Genomic DNA, 18,649 nt, shown 5'->3' with positions numbered 1-18,649 from the left:
CCCACGCCTTGTGCGGATTTGGGGCCTTAGCTGCGTCGCCCAATCAGTTGCAGGAACTCGAGACGCGTAGCGGATGACTCGCGAAAGGCCCCCAGCATCACTGAGGTCGTCATCACAGAGTTTTGCTTTTCCACGCCCCGCATCATCATGCACATGTGCTTTGCCTCAATGACCACGCCCACGCCGGCCGCATCGGTGATGTGATGGATGGCATCAGCAATTTGTTTTGTGAGGTTTTCCTGGATCTGTAAGCGGCGGGCGAACATATCGACGACTCGGGCGACCTTTGATAGACCCAGTACCCTTCCTGTGGGGATGTACGCGACATGAGCCTTGCCGATGAAGGGCAGCAGGTGATGCTCACACAATGAATACAGTTCGATATCGCGCACGATGACCATTTCATCGTTTTGCGATTCGAACAGGGCACCGTTGGTCACGTCTTCCAGACTCATCGTGTAGCCGTTGCAAAGGTATTGCATCGCTTTGGCTGCGCGCTTGGGCGTGTCCAGCAGTCCTTCACGCTCAGGGTTCTCGCCTACAGCGATGAGAATTTCACGGTAATGCTTGGCTATTGATGGGTTCATTTTGATTCCTCGCAGCCATGCTGTGCTTAAAGAGGCGGCAATCCTTGGCAGTAGGGGAGTGCCTGCTGCGCACCAGATAACAAGGAGTTCGCCAGATCATCTGTTGCTCAGGTTCTGCGTCGGCCCGATGGGAAAGCGAAGTTTTCTAGGTCTGTTTTGTTTTCAAAGTGGGCTGCTCGTCTGGTGCGGGTTTTGACTCCGGCCCACCGCAACGGTCATCGACACAGCGACGGCGGCCATCAGGGTGAGGAAGCCACGCCAAATGGGGGCGTAAGCGGCAGAAGAGGCGATAACCTAAAGCAAGCAGCGGTCGGGTGGCACGCCATGTCAATGGCGCAGCCCAAAACCCCAAGCCCGCGGCTCGCCAGCTCCACAAGGTGGCGTCCAGACCGGTTACCCAGCGGCCATCGGCGAAACGGGCGTGCAGCGAGGACTGCATTTGCTCGAACGTGAACCCGAGTACCTTGGCGTCGAACGCTCCGCTGCTGATGTCAATAAATAGCAGTCGACTCTCTGCGGCGTGTCGATTCAGGATCTTGATTTCGCGCGCACACAGCGGACATTGACCGTCAAAGTACAGCGTCAGTGGCCAATCCTTTTTATTGTACATTTTCAGCCGCCATGTATAGGTTTTGCACAAGATATGCTGAAAGAAAAGGACTGACAATGGGCCCGCCCTAAGCCAAGTTGAAAAATGCGACCTTCTGGGTAAGACGATCCGCAAGCTGCGCTAACTCCTGGCTGGCCGTTGCAACTTCACGAGAGCCCGTTGCTGATTGCACCGTTGAGCTATGGATGCGCGTGATATTTTGCGCAACGTCTTCGGCCACTACGCTTTGCTGGATAGATGCGCTGGCGATTTGGGCATTCATGTGGTTTATGGCGCCGACTTGCTGGCTGATTTTAGATAGCGCCGTCTGGGCGTTGCGGGTTTGCGCAACGGTGTGGCTTACCAGTTCGCAACTATTACGCATGGTTTGTGCAGCCGTTTCGGTACCGCTCTGCAGTGTGCCTATCATTTCTCGAATTTCCCGCGTCGACTCCTGAGTGCGATTAGCTAGAGAGCGCACTTCATCGGCCACAACTGCAAACCCTCTGCCATGCTCACCTGCTCGGGCCGCTTCGATGGCTGCGTTCAGCGCCAACAGGTTAGTTTGCGTTGCAATTGAATTGATTACCTCGATCACTATTTCAATCTCTTCGCTACGCTTGGACACCTGTTCTACCGTATGGGTGGTTTCAACCAGTGTGTTCGCTAATTGTTCGATAGCGAGAGTGGTGTCCGCAACGACGCGATTACCGCTTACAACTTCCGCATCGGCTAGACGCGTTGCGTCCGCTGCTTGAGATGCATAACCTGAAACTTCATTGACCGTTGCCGCCATTTGCGTAATTGCAGTTGCCACCTGTTCGGCTTCGCGGTTCTGCAGGCTGATTTGATTGTTATTGGTGGACGATGTGGTCAATAGTTGCCTAGATGAATTGTTGACCTCTTGGGCCGCAATGCGTACTTCACTAATGGTATCAGCCAAACGGCTTAGGGCAGTTTTCAGGACGCCCATCACGCTGTTCGGATAATCGGTAACAATGATTTGTTGCAAGTCACCTGCCGCCAATCGCTGGATAGCCTGTGCAACCAGAGTCGGCTCAGCACCCAGCGTTGACTTGACGAAGCGAATAATTGAGATCGCCAGGATAATGCTCAGCAGCAGCGCTATCCCGGTGGCCATGAGCATCAGTCCTCGAAACTCACTAGCGGTGGCTTGTACCGCACTGAGTTGGCTTTTGATCGAGGCTTCTTCATAGTCAATCAATGCATTCACGCGTTTCAACCACTCACTGTATTCACCGGAGGTTTGGCGCAGCAGCAAAGCCTGTGCACCTGAAATATCTCCGGCGCGACGCAAAGCAATTACCGACTTGGTGGAAGCTAGCGTTTGCTTTTCAATATCTTTAATCGCCAGTAACAGCTGTTGCTCCTGCAATGTTACCCCTGCAGTTGCAAATAGCTGATCCATTGGCATGGCTGAATCGGAGTAGGCCTGTTCTAGATTGATAACTTCATTGAGGTGGACGGTTAAGTCTTTATCACTATCCACCAACACTGCGTCCCGAATAGCAATGGCTCGGTTGTGTACACTCCCGCGAAAATTAATAGCGTAACGTTGAATCTTGGCCGCATTTTCGCTTACGTGTTCCAGGGTGGAGTCGATAAAGCCCACACGTTGGATGCCCACGGCGGTGATTAGTATGAGCAGCGACACAATTACGGCGAAACCAAGGCCTATGCGCGAGGCTAGTGTGATGGAGTTTTTCATCGGCTGAGCTCTTAGATAGACCCTGTACGGGCAAGACGTGGTGGTTCTGTTTTGCTGTCCGTGTTAAGGGCTACTTGTCTCTACCGCCCATTTGAAAGTGACGAGAGCCCGGCGAGGTACGAGCGTGAGCCGCTGGTGATAGCTGACTGATGGCAGAGTGACACAGATTGCAGAAAACCTATACACAAAGTTATTTTTGTATAGGTATTATCGCTTCTCTCAACGTCGAGCCACGGCAGTCACAGTCTGGTTTCGGTGATGCACCAAGATGGCGAGCGGATCGGTTCGTAAAAGCTAGGTGGCCCGATGAAGGACTGGGATTCGTCAGCGAGAGCCCGGGCTCGTATGCTTAAAACCGATGGTGAAACGACCAGACATCTCCGAAAATTTGTAGTCGTGATTTTCGTGTTCTAGCGCCTGTTCATCTCATACAGCGTCGCCAGCCACATCGCGTCATGACTTACTGCAAGCAATCTTGGACGACCAGGCAAAGCACTGCTGGCGCGGTTTTCCTATTAATTTTGGTTTCAAGAATCTGTTGATTGCATTGGCACGTTTTAAAAAACCGCTCACGAAGAACTGAAGGCTGGAAGGGTTCTAAGGTGCTGTCGACTTGGTAAATGCAGGCACTGAGCATGATCTCAAGGATGCGAAGCGCCTCATATGGCGTCGCCTGATTGCCCGAAAAGCAATGGGGCAATGACCTAATTCTACAAAGCGACTCATTACGTTGACCTCAGCTTCGGATCGCCATCAATCTCGCCCAAGCGGGGCTTTTGGGCCTACAGTCTTGAGTGTCGCTCACTGCAAGGAATACAAATGAACGCGTTGCCTTCAACCTCTCTGCCAAAGCACGTCAGCCTGCTGGGTTATGGCGGTCTGTTGCCGTTTATTTTTCTGGCGCTGCTGATCCCGTTCTCTCTCGACTATCGGCCGTTGTTTGCGATGGCGCTTGTTAACTATGGCGCAGTCATCCTGAGCTTCGTCGGCGCCTTACACTGGGGCTTCGCCATGACAGTGAAAGACATGAGCGCCGAGCAGGGCAGCGACCGGTTCATCTGGAGTGTCATTCCTGCGCTTATTGCTTGGATTGCCACGTTACTGCCAATGCCATTGGGTTGCTTGCTGCTGGTCATCGGCTTTGTTGTCCACCTTCGGCAGGACAGGCAGCTGTTGCGGGTTACGAGCTTGCCCGCCTGGTACCTGCCGATGCGATTACGGCTTACCCTCGTGGCGAGCGTCTGCTTGCTGCTTGCCGCGATCGTTGAGGCGCTTCATTCATGAAGCCTCGTGTGCCCGGCTCGTTGCCCGTGCCTGGCAGCCGCTTATCGCGGTTGATGCGTTTAGGCAGTTTGGCCTCGGGCGTCGCGGGCGGCATGCTAGCCGAAGGCGCTCGGCAGTGGGTTCAGGGCAAACGTCCGGCGCTCAGCGAACTGCTGTTGACGTCGGGCAATGTGCATCGGGTGGTCGAGCAACTGTCGCAACTGCGTGGCGCCGCCATGAAGATTGGGCAGTTGTTATCGATGGATGCAGGTGATCTGTTGCCGCGCGAGTTCAGCGAAATCCTTTCTCGTCTGCGTTGCGACGCTCATCCTATGCCCATGAGCCAGTTGGTGGCAGTCCTTAACGAAAGCTGGGGCAAGGGCTGGGAAGGGCGCTTCGAACGGTTTTCCTTCACGCCATTGGCGGCAGCGTCCATCGGCCAGGTTCATGTTGCGAAAGGAAAGGACGGCCAACGCCTGGCGATCAAGGTGCAATACCCTGGCGTGCGCGAGAGTATTTCCAGCGATGTGGATAACGTTGCTTCCTTGCTGCGCATGTCCGGGATGCTGCCTAAGGGCATGGACGTCGGCCCATTGCTCCAAGAGGCCAAGCGTCAGCTACAGGATGAAGCGGACTACATGAAAGAAACCGATCACTTACAGCGCTTTGATCAACTGTTGGCGGACAGTCCTGACTTTCTGGTTCCTCGTGCGTATGTCCAGTTCAGCACGCCGAATATTTTGGTGATGTCCTTCGTTGACGGGGTAGCGGTGGAGTCACTAGAGCACGCGCCCCAAGCAGAGCGCGACCGGATCATCATGTTGCTATTCGGCCTGTTTCTGCGCGAGGTGTTCGAGTTCCAGTGCGTGCAGACCGACCCTAACTTTGCCAATTACCGTTATCAGCAAGGCTCAGGACGGATGGTGTTGTTGGACTTCGGCGCCACGCGACTTTATGACCGCAACACTACCGAGGCTTATCGCCGCTTGTTGATTGGAGGCCTGCATGAAGACCGTGCCGCCATCACCAATGCCGCGCTGGACGTCGGCTACTTTCAGCCTGAAACGCTGCCCAAACACCGAGCGGTACTCACTGAGCTCATTACACAGGCCTGCGAACCACTGAGGCATCAAGGTGCCTATGACTTTGCGACGTCTGACCTGGCCGTACGCCTACGTGATACCGGTTGGGAACTAGGTGCCGACCGCGACTTCTGGCACACGCCACCTGTGGATGTGCTGTTTCTGCATCGCAAGGTGGTAGGTTTGTACCTGTTGGCCGCGAAGCTGAAGGCGCGGGTGAATGTCCGGAGGCTGTTCGAGCCTTACGTGATTTGAGCGCTTTATGGACGGTAAATGCACGCCTTGGGTACCGCTACCGTTTAACCATGCCTTTGCATAATTCTCGGCCCGCAAATATCTGATCTCTGATTCAATTGGCGATTTGCTGGGCTGCGGAGCTATAGCTACATCGGCTATCGCTCATTCGGGCTTAAGCCCGGCTCGACCCAAAGTCTTCATATGCCCTGCGCGGTTCACTCCGCAGTTGGCCGACCACGATTGATTCGCGAAGCGCATTGCAGCTGTCTCATTTCTCCTGGGCGTTACCAAGCTGCCTGCTATTCCATGCTTCCGTGAGCTCGTCTATCCGATCCGTGATTTGAGGCTTTTTTGATAGGATTAGGCAGCGCATGCTGCCAACAAATTCTTCTATCAAATACACAGCGTCGCCGACCAGTTCGCGCTCCCGCAGCGCTTCGTCCCGAATCCGTCCGGGGCATTGTGGAGAGGCGCCCAACCACGGCTGAGCGCCATTTGACTCAGCCAGTGTGGTGACTCTCGGCAAGGCCGTAGACGGACGTGTTGATGCCTTGGAAGCGCGCTTTTAACTGCAGCGCCAGATACAGCGAATAATGCCGTGACTGATGCAGGTTGCCACCGTGAAACCAGAGGTTTTCTTGCTGTGTTGGCTTCCACATGTTCCGCAGTTCGCCCTCGTATGGGCCAGGGTCATTCGTGGTTCCGGAACCCAGGCCCCAGCAGCGACCGACCTTGTCAGCGACTTCTTGGGAAATCAGCTTCGCGGCCCAACCATTCATTGAGCCATAGCCTGTGGCGTAGACGATCAGGTCTGCTGGTAGCCGGCTGCCATCGTTGAGCACGACGGCATCCGCTTCGATGCGTTCAACACCCAGGCCAGGAGCACTCTTGAGCTTGATCGTGCCGTTGGCGATCAGTTCGGAGGCGCCGACGTCGATGTAGTAACCAGAACCACGGCGTACGTACTTCATGAAAAGGCCAGACTCGTCGTCACCGAAATCCAGCATGAACCCGGCCTTGGCCAAGCGCTCGTAAAAGTCCTTGTCACGCTCCTTGATCGCTTCGAAGATTGGTTGATGAAAGCTTGGCATTACCTTGTAGGGGATCGAGGCGAACAGCATGTCGGCCTTGTCGGTGGTCAAACCCGACTCCAAGGCATCTTCGGAGTAGAGCCCCCCGAAGACGAGATCCATTAAGCTGTCAGAGCGCACGATGTGAGTACTGGAGCGTTGCACCATGGTCACCTCGGCACCGTTCTCCACAAGGTCGGCGCAGATATCGTGAGCCGAATTGTTCGCACCGATTACTACCGCGCGCTTGCCGCTCCAGGCGTTTCCGCCGGGATGGCGGCTGGAATGATGCTGCTGGCCATTGAAAGCCTCGGCACCCGGATAAGTGGGAACATTGGGTACGCCAGACATGCCGGTGGCGAGGATCAACTGGGTAGGCTGTAAAGTCACATGCTCGCCATCGCGCTGCACTTCAACCTTCCAAGTGCCACTTTGCTCGTCAAAGTTGGCACTTACGCATTCGGTACGCGGCCAATAATTGAGCTCCATGACTTTGGTGTACATTTCCAGCCAGTCGCCAATCTGGTCTTTTGGGGTGAAGACTGGCCAGTGATCGGGGAAGGGCAGGTAAGGCATATGGTCGTACCAGACAGGGTCGTGCAGGCACAGCGACTTGTAGCGACCGCGCCACTGATCTCCAGGACGCTCGGCTTTGTCGACGATCAGAGTTGGCACGCCCATTCGCTTGAGCCGCGCAGCGAGCCCCAGCCCACCTTGGCCGCCACCAACGATCAGGCAGTAAGGTTGGGTGGTGATGCCTAGCGAAGCTTCTTCATCTTGGCGACGCTCTAACCAGTTGCGTTTGTCGGTGTGGGTGTGACCATGACTTGCACCCATTGGACGACGGCGGCCACTGGGTTCTTCAAAGCCTTTGAGCTCGCGCATGGCTGTCAACAGCGTCCAGCACACACCGTCTTTTAGGCGAACGTAGCCTTTACCTCGCGCCGCTTCGGTTTCCAGGCTGATCCAACCTTCGAGCACACCGTCATTCAGCGTCGCTTCACCTTCCAGTTTCCATCGCTCAGGACGAGTCTGGTCGAGGCGTGCTTCGAGCATGTCTCGGATGGCAGGCTTGCCTTCGAGGGTCACCAGGTTCCAGCTGAAAAGTAGCAGGTCACGCCAGTGACACTCTTCGGCAAACAGTTCCAGTACGCCGTCCACATCACGTTGGGCGAGACGCTCGCCGAGGTTTTCGACCCAAGCCGCGAGTTGAGCAGTTGGCGTGTGCAGAGGTGTTTCAACAGCGATGTTCATTGGGCTTCTCCGATCTTGTTGTTTTTGTACAACTTGCCCCTGAGCAAGGCTCGGGCCACCTTCGCGAAAGCCCCATTGCAGAGCGGCTGCTGCGGTGTTGCTCAGCCTTGGATTCGGAGATCTGTCACGATTCTGGAAATGGTGGATGACAGAGTGTCACTCGGTGCAAAAAGCGCTGGTTCCGGTCTTTTCATATAAGCTGCAAACAGACCCGTGTCCTGACCGTAACGGAGAACAAGAACAATGAAGCCGGCCTTGATCAACGCCCATGCACAACAAGTGCTGCAAGCCGTGCAGGGCACTCACGCCACCCATGGCCCTATTGCTGACTTGGCCATCACACGATCCTGGCGCCGGTGCCTGGATCAATATCAGCTCGATCCTGCCAGTCGCCGCGCACCTAACGTGGTTGAGCATCCACGCTTGCAGGATCACCGCGCGCCACTGGAACACATCATCGCTGTGGCGCACTGGCAGATGAGCAACTTGCACCAACAGCTCGGACGTGATGGCCACGTGGTGCTACTCACCGATGCTCGCGGTGTGGCGATCGACAGTGTGTTTAACGAATCCGAACGAGCCGAATTTCAGCGTTCCGGATTATGGCTCGGTTCGATATGGAGCGAGGATTGCGAGGGTACCAACGGTGTCGGCACCTGCTTGGTCGAGCGACAGCATGTCACTATCCGTCGTGATCAACATTTCCGTGGCAAGCATGCCGGCTTAACCTGTTCGGCCAGCCCGATATTTGATGCGAACGGAGAGCTGCTCGCCGTTCTTAACCTCTCTTCTGTGCGAGAGGAACAAGGTCTTCAGCAGCACTTCAAAGCAATGGCATTGACCAACCTGACGGCCCATATGATCGAGAGCTGTTATTTCCTGGGGCATGATCCGCAGCGATACTTGCTGCGCTTCCACCCGGAGTCCGGCTACGTCGGGCTGTTGGGGGAGGGGTTGCTCAGTTTTGACGAAAGCGCTTGTATCTGTTCAGTCAATCATGCGGCGCTCGAGCTGCTGGGCCTCAGCCGTGAGCAGGTGGTTGGGCAATCTCTGACGATGCTGCTGGAGACACCTCTCGATCAGGTGATGAGTCAGGCCAGCTCGCAGCCAAGTGTCTGCTGGCCAATGCGGCTGCTGGACGGACGCCTGCTCTACGGACAGTTGCGAGAACCCTTACGCAAGGTGCCTTTAGTCACTCCTGCAATCCCCAAAATTAACGACGTGCATGTGTGCCTGGAAGACCCGCGCCTGCAACGCGGCTTTGCTCGCGCATTGCGTGTTTTGGAGCGTGACGTTCCGGTGTTTTTACAGGGCGAAACCGGTACCGGCAAAGAGGCTTTTGCTGCGGCGCTGCATCGCGCCAGCTCCAGAGCGAGCCAGCCGTTTGTGGCGATAAATTGCGCGGCCATTCCAGAAGCGCTGATCGAGAGCGAGCTGTTCGGCTATCGCGGTGGCAGCTTCACCGGCGCACGCAAGGACGGAATGATCGGTAAGCTGGAACAGGCCCATGGCGGCATACTATTTCTTGATGAGATCGCCGATATGCCACTGGCTTTACAGACTCGCCTGCTGCGCGTGTTGGAAGAGCGTCAGGTGGTGCCCTTAGGCGGCGCGACGGCACGTCCGCTCGATGTTCGCCTCATCAGTGCCAGCCACCAGGATCTACACGTCTGCGTGGCCGAAGGGCGCTTGCGCGAGGATCTGTTCTACCGCATTGCGGGGTTCGCCGTGCACCTTCCACCGCTGCGCGAACGATCAGACAAGGGGCTTTTACTCGACCTATTGCTGCGCGATGAGGGGGCAGGGGGCAGAATTCGGCTAGAGCCTGGCGTCAGAGAGCGTCTGCTGACGCAGCCTTGGCCGGGCAACGTCCGGCAGCTGCGTACGTGCCTGCGCACACTGGTAGCGTTGGCGTTGGAAGGGCGTGTGACCCTGGATGATTTGGAGGAGTTGCTGCCGGTAGTGCCAGCGACAATTGCGCTGGCAGAAAATCCGCTGGGCGTATCCGAGCGGCAGACACTGCTCACATTGATTGAGGCGGAACACTGGCATATCGCCCACGTTGCTGCTCGCTTGGGGATCAGCCGCAATACGCTCTATCGCAAATTGCGCCACCACGGTATTTCACGACCCGGTTGAATGCAGAATGATATCGTCGTGTTCCCTGTCTCTGTGGACCTGGACTGAGGGTAGATACGACATGTGTTCTCGACCTAATCGGTTGACCGGAGAGGGACGGGCTCGCTTGAGCTTCGTTACGTGCCTCATTCAGCGGTAGCACCTGATGTTGATTGTTGTGATCGCTCATTCGGGCAAGGCCCTGCTTAATGGTAGCGATTTAGCTACATCACGGGATGGCGCGACAAGCGTAATTGACACCTCACAGGGCACCCCTCCAGCTAGCGCCAAATGAGCCGGAGCCGGTGATTAAAGCCAGTTCGTGCAGCTGAAATATCGATGAAACATTCTGGTCATATGATTCGCGTCACTGAAATCCAGGGAGTTGGAGATGAATCAACCATCAAGAAGCATGCGCAAACTGCTCGACTCCGTCGCCACTAACAATGAGGTAGCGGCGCTCGATATGATGCGCGCAGTAGAGCAGCTTCAAGACGAAGTGCTACGTCAACGGTTGCTCAACATGATTCACCGACTCAACCAGGACGCTATTGACTTACGAATGGCGCGTGACGATATCCAAGGCGGAGCCATAAAGCTCGCGTGATTGGGCTTGGTGACGTTTCTTAGTCTGTATGCCGCACTGGTCTCTTGGGCAAGTGCGTGATGACCCGAGCTATCCCAGTGGGTCCGCTGGGTAGTTGAGTCGACGTTCATCTGCTTCGGAGCAGCCATCCTGACTATTCGTCGACAGACTGCATAAGAGGAGGGCCGCGAAATACCGATTACTGCAGCACGGGCGCCAAAACATCACCACTGATTTGATGAAGCGTCTGCCTCTTTTAAGCCAGGGTAATCATCGAGCGCAAGGCTAGATTCACCATCGTCCTTTAAGTGGTTATTCACCAGCAGCTCGACCGTTTCAAACAGTACGGAGCTTGTTCTTTTTCTGACGCCGAGGCTGGTTGATTTCCAATATAACTAAACTAAAGAACCATTTAGCATAATTATAACTTAATCGTATTAAATGCCAGCAGAAGCAGAAGGCTGTAACTCTCATTCCTCCAGTTTTCCGCCCGCGAAACTCCCGCCGTGGTTGAGTTTCTCTAGGTACTTGATCAGATCCTTTTCCTCGTAGTCATTGAATTGTCCGCGCAAAGCTCATTTAGCCTGGCCTCGCTCAGGCCCAAGACGGCTGCTGCATTTGTAATTCCGCCTGTTGAGCGGTTTAGCACGTGGCTGAACTTTCCCCGAGCCCGTTCACTTGCAAGCTGACTCAGCCGATCATCAGACTGTCTATCGAGAAGGCAATAGCTGGGATGGAGCTGGATATGTTGCGGCAAGTGCTGAGGAGTTTTTGTTCACGAGTTGCGTTCGTTGGTTGTCTGACGAAGGCTTTGTCCGGTTCTCCAAAGAGCTTCCAGCTAGCTTTAAAGGGGCTGTTCTGACACATCAAAGGCTGAACCTGGTGAGCGGCAATCCCGCTTCGTTGACCCGTGAACATTACATCAACGATTGACCGTAGGCTGAATTGAGCGTGGTCGGGGGCTTTCAGCACATTGAAAGGCGCGTCTCTTGGCTCCCAGGCTCTTATCCAAAGGTGCGCATAATGTATATTATGTTAAATCATATGTTAGGATGGAACTTCTACCAAAGGGCTCTTTAGAGTTACCAATCCCCAAACTCATTCCCCACGGATCCAGTCATCAACGCTCAAACCGTCTGATCACCCACCCCGGGCAGCTTCGGCGTAGCGTTCGTTGACAGGCGCCCAGAGCAATCGTCAACCGGCTACTCCCTGCGGCGACGAATCATCCCTTCAATTCTAATCGCAGGTTTACGATGGCGATGACCGACATCATGGAATTCGCGACTGAGCTGCGAAGCTTTCGTAAGCAACCTTAAAAGCCGCGCTGGAGACATCCTGATGTTCATTGAGCATCAAGCGACGCGCCTCGTTTAACCGCAGCCATTTCCGATACTGCAGCGGTCTCATCGCGATGAATATCTCTTGAAAAACCACAAGGCACACCAAGGTGAGTCTTGTGGTCCCAGTGGAACAATCGTCTCACAGCTGCAATGATAATTTTTGAACTCTTAAATAAGGCATTCGCACAGCTTAAAGCGCGATCATGCCTTTTCGACTTCTTGCAGATGCGCATAGCTATCAACGAAACGCTTAAACTTGTGTTTGCCACACGTGTAGGCTTCGTACTTCGCGGGCAAAGTCTCACTTACACAGGTTGGTACAGGCTCAACAACCGCATCGAAATCCAAATCAATAAAGAAAGGTATTGAATAACGCTCTAGACCGCTGGTATTTATGACGCGATGCATTGTCGAGGTATAGCGATCGTTGGTGAGTGTTTGAACCAGATCACCAATGTTGACAATAAAAGTGCCTTCAACTGGAGGGGCGGTAACCCACTCCCCTGCCCGGTTCCTGACTTGCAAACCGCCAACTGCGTCTTGAGACAGGACAGTCAAGAAACCGTAGTCCGTATGCGCCCCGATACCAATCTCTTCCTGGGAGATCCTTCCGATCTGGGGCGGGTAGTGCAAAATTCGCTGAATAGTGATGGGCTTGCGTTGAAGATGTTCAAAGTAATCTTGTGGCAGCCCCAAACTCAGCGCTATCCCGCCGATGAGTTTTCTTGCGAGCGCCAATACAGCGGAGTGATACGCTTCGGCAACCTTCTCGAATTGCGGCAGTGCCGACGGCATTTGATTAGGACCAAAAAAGGGAGAGACCTCGTCGTAATGAGCTCCGCAATCAAAGCACTCTTTGAAATCGCGGGTATTAGCCGGATCGACGTTCTCCGCATACATCGGTATATAACCACGTAGCGTGAGCCCGGAGTTTACGACATTGAGTTTGTTTTTCTCCTCATAAGGAAGTTCGAAAAATCTTTTGGTTAACGTGTACATCTCATCGATGAGTTGCTGGTCAATGCCATGGTTTTTTATATAAAAGAACCCCACCTTTTCGCAGGCATCACCTATTTGGGTTGCCACCGTCAGCGGATTGTTGCCGTGTATGAGCGACGATATATCGATGACTGGAATTTCAGTGAAAGCTGTCTGTTTACTAGCCAGCCGAATATCAAATAACTCTGTCACGTGCCCTCTCCTATCCAAACAAGTCGGTCTTGGTTTTGACGGATGTTAATCCTGGATTTTTTGGCACGCAAGCAAAATGTACACCTGTGTCACCAAGCGTTGACACAGGTGTACATTTGTCCTAATTTCAAGTGGCCAAGCCTGATGAAGCCCACTTTGGAGCGCACCACGATGTCCAGCGATCCCTTGCTGCAACCCTATAAAATCAAGAATCTGACCCTCAGAAACCGGATCATGACCACCTCCCATGAACCGGCCTACCCTGTGGACGGCATGCCCAAGGATCTCTATCGCGCCTACCACGTGGAGCGCGCCAAGGCCGGTGTCGCCCTGACCATGACTGCCGGCTCCGCTGCCGTATCCCGAGACAGTCCGCCGGTGTTCAACAATGTGCTCGCCTACAAGGACGAAGTAGTCGGATGGTTGAAGGACCTGACCGATGAATGCCACGAACATGGCGCGGCAGTGATGATCCAGTTGACTCACCTGGGCCGTCGCACCCGCTGGGACAAGGCCGACTGGTTACCGGTGGTGTCGCCGTCACACCGTCGCGAGGCTTCGCACCGCTCCTTCCCGAAGAAAATGGAGGAATGGGACATCGAGCGGATCATCAAGGACTATGTAGACGCCGCGGAACGCATGAAGGCCGCAGGCCTCGATGGTCTGGAACTCCAGGCTTACGGGCATTTGATGGACCAGTTCTGGTCGCCGTTGACCAATGACCTCGACGGCCCTTACGGCGGCTCGCTGGAAAACCGCATGCGTTTTACCTTCGACGTCTTGCGTGGCATACGTCAGCGGGTAGGCGAAGACTTTCTACTGGGAGTTCGTTACACCGGTGATGAAGAATTGCCCGGTGGTTTCACTGCCAGCGAGGGCATGCAGGTTTCTCACATGCTCAAGGACAGCGGACTGGTCGACTTCCTGAATGTCGTGCGTGGTCACATCGATACAGACGCCGGCCTGACTGATGTCATCCCGATCCAGGGTATGCGCAACTCACCCCATCTCGACTTCGCAGGCGAGATCCGTTCCTCGACAGGCTTTCCGACCTTTCACGCGGCCAAGATTCCTGACGTGGCCACCGCGCGCTACGCGATCGCCTCGGGCAAAGTGGACATGGTGGGCATGACCCGCGCGCACATGACCGATCCGCACATCGTGCGCAAAATCATCGAGAAGCGCGAAGAAGACATTCGCCCGTGCGTGGGCGCCAACTATTGCCTGGATCGCATCTATCAGGGCGGCGCGGCCTACTGCATTCACAACGCAGCGACGGGTCGGGAAACCACCATGCCACATGACATTCCCAAAGCCGCCGTCAAGCGCAAGGTTCTGGTGGTCGGTACCGGCCCTGCCGGGCTGGAAGCGGCGCGGGTCGCCGGTGAGCGCGGCCATGAGGTAACAGTGCTTGAGGCGGCTGACCAACCAGGCGGGCAGATTCGTCTGACGGCGTTGAGCGAACGTCGTCGTGAGATGATCAGCATCATTGATTGGCGCATGGCGCAATGCGAGCGGCTGGGGGTGAAGTTCCACTTCAACACCTGGGCCGAAGCCGACACTGTGCAAGCCTTCGAGCCCGACGTGGTCATCGTTGCGACCGGCGGCCTGCCTGATACCGAGGTGCTGCGCAAAGGCAACGAACTCGTGGTTTCAACCTGGGACATCATTTCCGGCGACATCAAGCCCGGTCGCAACGTACTGATCTTCGACGATGCTGGCGACCATGCTGCCCTGCAGGCTGCCGAGGTCATCGCGCAAAGCGGTGCGAAAGTCGAAATCGTCACCCCCGACCGCTCGTTTGCACCTGAAGTCATGGCTATGAATCTGGTGCCCTACATGCGAAGCCTGCAGGACCTGGACGTCACCTTCACCGTCACCTACCGGGTCGATACCGTGGAAAAACGTGATGGCGGGCTCGTTGCAACCTTTGGCAGCGATTACGGAAAGGTCCACAAGCAGCGTGTGGTCGATCAGGTTGTCGTCAACCACGGCACCCTTCCCCTGGACGATTTGTACTTCGACCTGCGTCCTCTCTCCACCAATGGCGGCGCGGTAGAGCAGCATGACCTGATCGCCGGCACGGCACAGAACATCGTCACCAATCCTGAAGGGCGCTTCCAGCTGTTCCGGATCGGCGACGCCGTGTCTGCTCGCAACACCCACGCAGCCATCTACGACGCTTTGCGCCTGGTGAAAGAAATCTAAGTCCAAAAGTGAAGGCCCTTCAGCGGGCCTTCACTGTATGTCCCCTGCCCCAGCTACATTCCCCGCCGCGCAACCTCAGCGCCAGCCTTTACTGCTCGCCCCACAATGGATTCGATATCCTGATCGGCCATCGACTGCAGCGCTGCGGCCGTCACGCCACGATAAGCCATCAACGACTCGATCATTTGCCGCGGATCGCGGCGGGCAAGCATCTGGCCGCCCCCCACTACTACGCCTTGTGCAGCGCGCTGCGCGATGGCAAGAGGAATTCCCGCAGCCACCGCCTGATTAGTCAGTGCCATTTGCAACATTGCCGGAAAGGCCGGCCCAGTCCCGGACAACGCGCTGAGGTAATCAATGCAGTCTTCATCAGGCACTTCGTCCGCCGAGCCTACGCACTCGAACAGTCGCTGCACCCAGTTGCGATCGCGCTCAAAAAAGTTTCCGACACAGTACCAGGGCGTGTACGACTGTCTGATTTCCACGGCCGCATTCGGCATGGCCCGCACTATTTCATCCGCACCGGTGGCCGCGCTGATGGCTGCCGCCGGAACGCCGGCCATCAGAGAAATCACTCGCTTGCCGCGGGCGTTGATCTGCAGTTCACGAAACTGCTCCGGCCGGATGGACAGCACGACAATATCGCTGAGGTTCACCAACTGTTGATTGTCGGACAGCAGCTTCACACCAGGCTCGAAGGTACTGATGCCGGAGCGGTTCGAGATCAACAAATGGTCAGGCTTGATGAAACCGTTATCAAGGAGCGCCTCGGCAATTGCACGCCCGAGCCAGCCGGTGCCGCCAATGATGCCCAGCGTTCTATTCTCCATCGGCAGTGGATTCCTCGAATGTCTCGACCAAGGGGACGAAAACGCCGGGTTCTTTTTCTGCGTAGCCGAACTTTCCATAAAAGCGGTCCAGCTCGCGCCTCTTCGGTACTTTGCCGGTAAACACGCTCACGTACTGAGGAATCCGTCTGAATCGAACGACAATATCTTCATTGGTTTTCATGGAGATGTAGCCGATCTGCGTGAGGTAGATCGTCCTGGCCCGAACGTCAGCCCCCTCGGCGTCGTAGCCAAACCGTCGGAACATCGCGGCCAGGGCATTCATCCGTGCCTCATCGGCCAGAGCGATTTCAGCTTTGACTTCGTCCGATTGCAGCGCCCAGCTGCGCACGGCAAATTCGAACTGTGAATCGAACAGCTCGGGGTTCACCCAGCACTCGAAGACGTTGAGAATCGCTTCGGAAATACTTTCCGCATAACTCTCACATTGGCTGACCATACCGCCGGTGTTCTTGTCCCGCCATCGAGCGAGGAGCGCCGCCAGCAGCTGTTCCCGATCTTCATAGAACCAATAGAAGCTGGTGCGAGACAAGTTCAAGCGTTTGGCCAGCGGCATCACCCGCACAGCCTCCACTCCCGACTCTTTAAGAGCATCGTAGGCAGCATCCAGCCAACCATCGACGGACCCTCGCCAGCCTGCATCCTGCGCTTTGGTTTTCGCCCTTCCTGTCTGTGACATTCGGGTTGCACCTTCATTTAAGAATTCTTCCCTACTGTACACCTCAGGGGCCGCGGCGTACACGGCATGTACAGCAGTGTACATTTTTTAGACGATGATTCGCATTCGGTCTCACAACGGACTGCCTCAATGAATACCGCCCGAGCCGTACGACGGGTCACTTTTGATTACCAGCGGATTCCAACTTTTAGATAACAAAAAGTTATCTTTGCCCCTATAAAAAAGTTGCTGGACGATTAGAACCAATGAAACCAAATAATGGCTCTACCGAAAAAAACAATAGGTAGGTGTCATGAAGTTTAATAATAAAGTGGTCATCATCACCGGCGCTGCCGGGGGCGTCGGACAGGCGTTAGCATTATTGTTCGCCCGAGAAGGCGCAAAGCTTGTGTTATCTGATCTTGATGAAGCCGGTTGCAAATCTATATCCGCCAAAGTCCGTGACCTGGGCGCTGAAGTGCATTACGTGGCTGGCGACTTACGCCGTAAGGAATATTGCGAGGCGATTGTCCAAACTGCCGTCGATATCTTTTCGGGAATCGACATCGTATTGAACAATGCCGGCATTATTCCCCGTGGCACGATTGAGGAAACGACTGACGACATGTGGTTTGACGCCATGGGCGTAAACCTGAATGCAGTGTTCTTCATCTGCCGTGCCGCGATACCGCACATGAAAAATCGCCCAGGCGCCGCAATCGTCAACACATCATCTGTCTGGGGCATTTATCCCGGTCCAGCCCATGTGGCGTATTGCACAAGCAAAGGGGCCGTCGCGGCTTTAACCAAGAATCTGGGCCGCGATTGCGCCCCTTTGGGCATCCGTGTCAACGCCGTGTGCCCGCACGAAATCAATACCCCGATGATACGCAGCGGCTTTGAGCGTCGAGGCCTGGATCCCGACAAAGCCGTACAGGAACTGAACAAGAGCGTGCCATTAGGCCGCATCGCCGAGCCTGAAGACATTGCGGATGTCATCGCATTTCTGGCGTCCGACGAGGCCAGGTACATCGCCGGTGAAACGGTAGAAGTCACAGGCGCGAAGCCGGTATCCGGCTAAGGAGAGGTTGCGATGCTCAACGGTAAAAATGTGGTGGTGACCGGGGGCGGCAGAGGGATTGGCCGCGGCATCACCGAACAATTGCTGGAGGCAGGCGCTTCTGTGTTGATCGCTCAGCGCCAGGCACTGGACGCCGACTTGCAAAATCACCCTCAAGTCTATTTCGTCGAGGCTGATCTCGCTTCGATGGAGACTCCGAGTTTGATTGCTCAGGTCGCCCAGGAGCAGCTTGGCGGAGTCGATGTATTGGTTAACAACGCCGGGTTCATGTTCGAAAAGTCCATCGATGATATGACCGAGCAGGACTGGGATCGCATGATGGCTGTCAATCTGCGAGCGCCAGCATTCCTGTGCAAGGCGTTGGTGCCTCAGATGCGTCAGCGAGGCGGTGGCAGCATCATCAACATCGGGTCGATCGAAGGGTTAGGCGCCAACCCTGAACATGCCGCGTACTGTGCCTCCAAGGCGGGTATCCATGGGCTGACCCGAGCCTTGGCCATCGATCTCGGCCGAGATGGCATTCGCTGCAATGCCATTGCTCCGGGATGGATAAATTCCGAGTTGAGTGATGCATACCTTTCCGCTCAAGCCGATCCGCGTGCGGCGCGCCAGGCACTCCTGCGCCTTCACCCGGTCGGGCGTACCGGATTACCGGCGGATGTGGGCGGGACAGTCGTTTTCCTGGCCTCCGAATCGTCGGCCTTCATCACCGGGCAGGTGCTGGTGGTGGATGGGGGGCGAACGGCGAAACTGCCACTGCCGTTTTGATCGAAGCAGACTGACCGGCGACGGCGGAAGGCACTTG

At 55.4% G+C, this 18,649-nt stretch carries 14 protein-coding genes and 3 pseudogenes; 8 read left to right on the top strand and 9 right to left on the bottom strand.

Annotated features, from left to right (window positions below):
- Positions 1-26: 26 nt before the first annotated feature.
- The 3 genes and pseudogenes from folE to B723_RS34190 all read right to left on the bottom strand — a co-directional run.
- Positions 27-587, bottom strand: coding sequence for a GTP cyclohydrolase I FolE (gene folE, locus B723_RS21370; protein WP_017338844.1), 561 nt, complete (start codon positions 585-587; stop codon positions 27-29).
- Between the two features lie 145 nt (positions 588-732).
- Positions 733-1,197, bottom strand: a complete 465-nt coding sequence (locus B723_RS21365) for a thiol-disulfide oxidoreductase DCC family protein (protein ID WP_017338843.1) — start codon at positions 1,195-1,197, stop codon at positions 733-735.
- A gap of 67 nt (positions 1,198-1,264) precedes the next feature.
- Positions 1,265-1,792, bottom strand: a pseudogene (locus B723_RS34190) (methyl-accepting chemotaxis protein); the annotation flags it as partial.
- A gap of 1,932 nt (positions 1,793-3,724) precedes the next feature.
- Between B723_RS34190 and B723_RS21355 the strand changes: the two are divergent.
- Positions 3,725-4,189: a DUF3429 domain-containing protein gene (locus B723_RS21355; protein WP_017338841.1), complete on the top strand. Its 465-nt coding sequence runs from the start codon at positions 3,725-3,727 to the stop codon at positions 4,187-4,189.
- Positions 4,186-5,505, top strand: a complete 1,320-nt coding sequence (locus tag B723_RS21350) for an ABC1 kinase family protein (protein WP_017338840.1) — start codon at positions 4,186-4,188, stop codon at positions 5,503-5,505. Before B723_RS21355 ends, B723_RS21350 begins: the two co-directional genes overlap by 4 nt.
- 250 nt (positions 5,506-5,755) lie before the next feature.
- On the opposite strand, the gene B723_RS33760 is transcribed toward B723_RS21350, so the two are convergent.
- Together B723_RS33760 and B723_RS21345 are read right to left on the bottom strand one after the other, a co-directional pair.
- A complete protein-coding gene (locus B723_RS33760) occupies positions 5,756-5,995 on the bottom strand; it encodes a hypothetical protein (RefSeq protein ID WP_080995184.1) in 240 nt (79 codons plus the stop codon).
- Positions 5,988-7,811: an NAD(P)/FAD-dependent oxidoreductase gene (locus tag B723_RS21345; protein ID WP_017338839.1), complete on the bottom strand. Its 1,824-nt coding sequence runs from the start codon at positions 7,809-7,811 to the stop codon at positions 5,988-5,990. The genes B723_RS33760 and B723_RS21345 overlap by 8 nt, the downstream gene beginning before the upstream one ends.
- Before the next feature lie 243 nt (positions 7,812-8,054).
- On the opposite strand from B723_RS21345, the gene B723_RS21340 reads away from it, so the two are divergent.
- The 3 genes and pseudogenes from B723_RS21340 to B723_RS34185 all read left to right on the top strand — a co-directional run.
- Positions 8,055-9,950, top strand: a complete 1,896-nt coding sequence (locus B723_RS21340) for a sigma-54-dependent Fis family transcriptional regulator (protein ID WP_017338838.1) — start codon at positions 8,055-8,057, stop codon at positions 9,948-9,950.
- A gap of 370 nt (positions 9,951-10,320) precedes the next feature.
- A complete protein-coding gene (locus B723_RS21335) occupies positions 10,321-10,536 on the top strand; it encodes a hypothetical protein (protein WP_017338837.1) in 216 nt (71 codons plus the stop codon).
- Between the two features lie 63 nt (positions 10,537-10,599).
- Positions 10,600-10,692: pseudogene (locus B723_RS34185) on the top strand (LysE family translocator); the annotation flags it as partial.
- 1,028 nt (positions 10,693-11,720) lie between these two features.
- Here the strand turns inward: B723_RS34185 and B723_RS33750 are convergent.
- Both B723_RS33750 and B723_RS21330 read right to left on the bottom strand, forming a co-directional pair.
- Positions 11,721-11,928, bottom strand: a pseudogene (locus B723_RS33750) (helix-turn-helix domain-containing protein); the annotation flags it as partial.
- 131 nt (positions 11,929-12,059) lie between these two features.
- Positions 12,060-13,049, bottom strand: coding sequence for an isopenicillin N synthase family dioxygenase (locus B723_RS21330; protein WP_017338835.1), 990 nt, complete (start codon positions 13,047-13,049; stop codon positions 12,060-12,062).
- Positions 13,050-13,220: 171 nt separating this feature from the next.
- On the opposite strand from B723_RS21330, the gene B723_RS21325 reads away from it, so the two are divergent.
- The gene (locus B723_RS21325) at positions 13,221-15,257 is read left to right on the top strand and encodes an NADH:flavin oxidoreductase (RefSeq protein ID WP_017338834.1); all 2,037 of its coding nucleotides are present in this window, start codon (positions 13,221-13,223) and stop codon (positions 15,255-15,257) included.
- A 53-nt stretch (positions 15,258-15,310) separates the two neighbouring features.
- Here B723_RS21325 and B723_RS21320 read toward each other — a convergent pair whose 3' ends face one another.
- Positions 15,311-16,087 (bottom strand): pyrroline-5-carboxylate reductase family protein, encoded by a 777-nt coding sequence (locus tag B723_RS21320; RefSeq protein WP_017338833.1) that lies wholly within the window; start codon positions 16,085-16,087, stop codon positions 15,311-15,313.
- A complete protein-coding gene (locus B723_RS21315) occupies positions 16,077-16,784 on the bottom strand; it encodes a TetR/AcrR family transcriptional regulator (RefSeq protein WP_017338832.1) in 708 nt (235 codons plus the stop codon). Before B723_RS21315 ends, B723_RS21320 begins: the two co-directional genes overlap by 11 nt.
- Before the next feature lie 292 nt (positions 16,785-17,076).
- Here B723_RS21315 and B723_RS21310 point away from each other — a divergent pair, with 292 nt between their 5' ends.
- Both B723_RS21310 and B723_RS21305 read left to right on the top strand, forming a co-directional pair.
- A complete protein-coding gene (locus B723_RS21310) occupies positions 17,077-17,844 on the top strand; it encodes an SDR family NAD(P)-dependent oxidoreductase (RefSeq protein ID WP_017338831.1) in 768 nt (255 codons plus the stop codon).
- 12 nt (positions 17,845-17,856) lie between these two features.
- Complete coding sequence (locus B723_RS21305) at positions 17,857-18,612, top strand: SDR family NAD(P)-dependent oxidoreductase (RefSeq protein ID WP_017338830.1); 756 nt, start codon at positions 17,857-17,859, stop codon at positions 18,610-18,612.
- Positions 18,613-18,649 lie beyond the last annotated feature (37 nt).

This window comes from Pseudomonas fluorescens NCIMB 11764 (assembly GCF_000293885.2).
Taxonomy (GTDB): domain Bacteria; phylum Pseudomonadota; class Gammaproteobacteria; order Pseudomonadales; family Pseudomonadaceae; genus Aquipseudomonas; species Aquipseudomonas fluorescens_B.
Note: the sequence above shows the minus strand (reverse complement) of the source record. Positions and strands in the feature narration are given on the sequence as shown.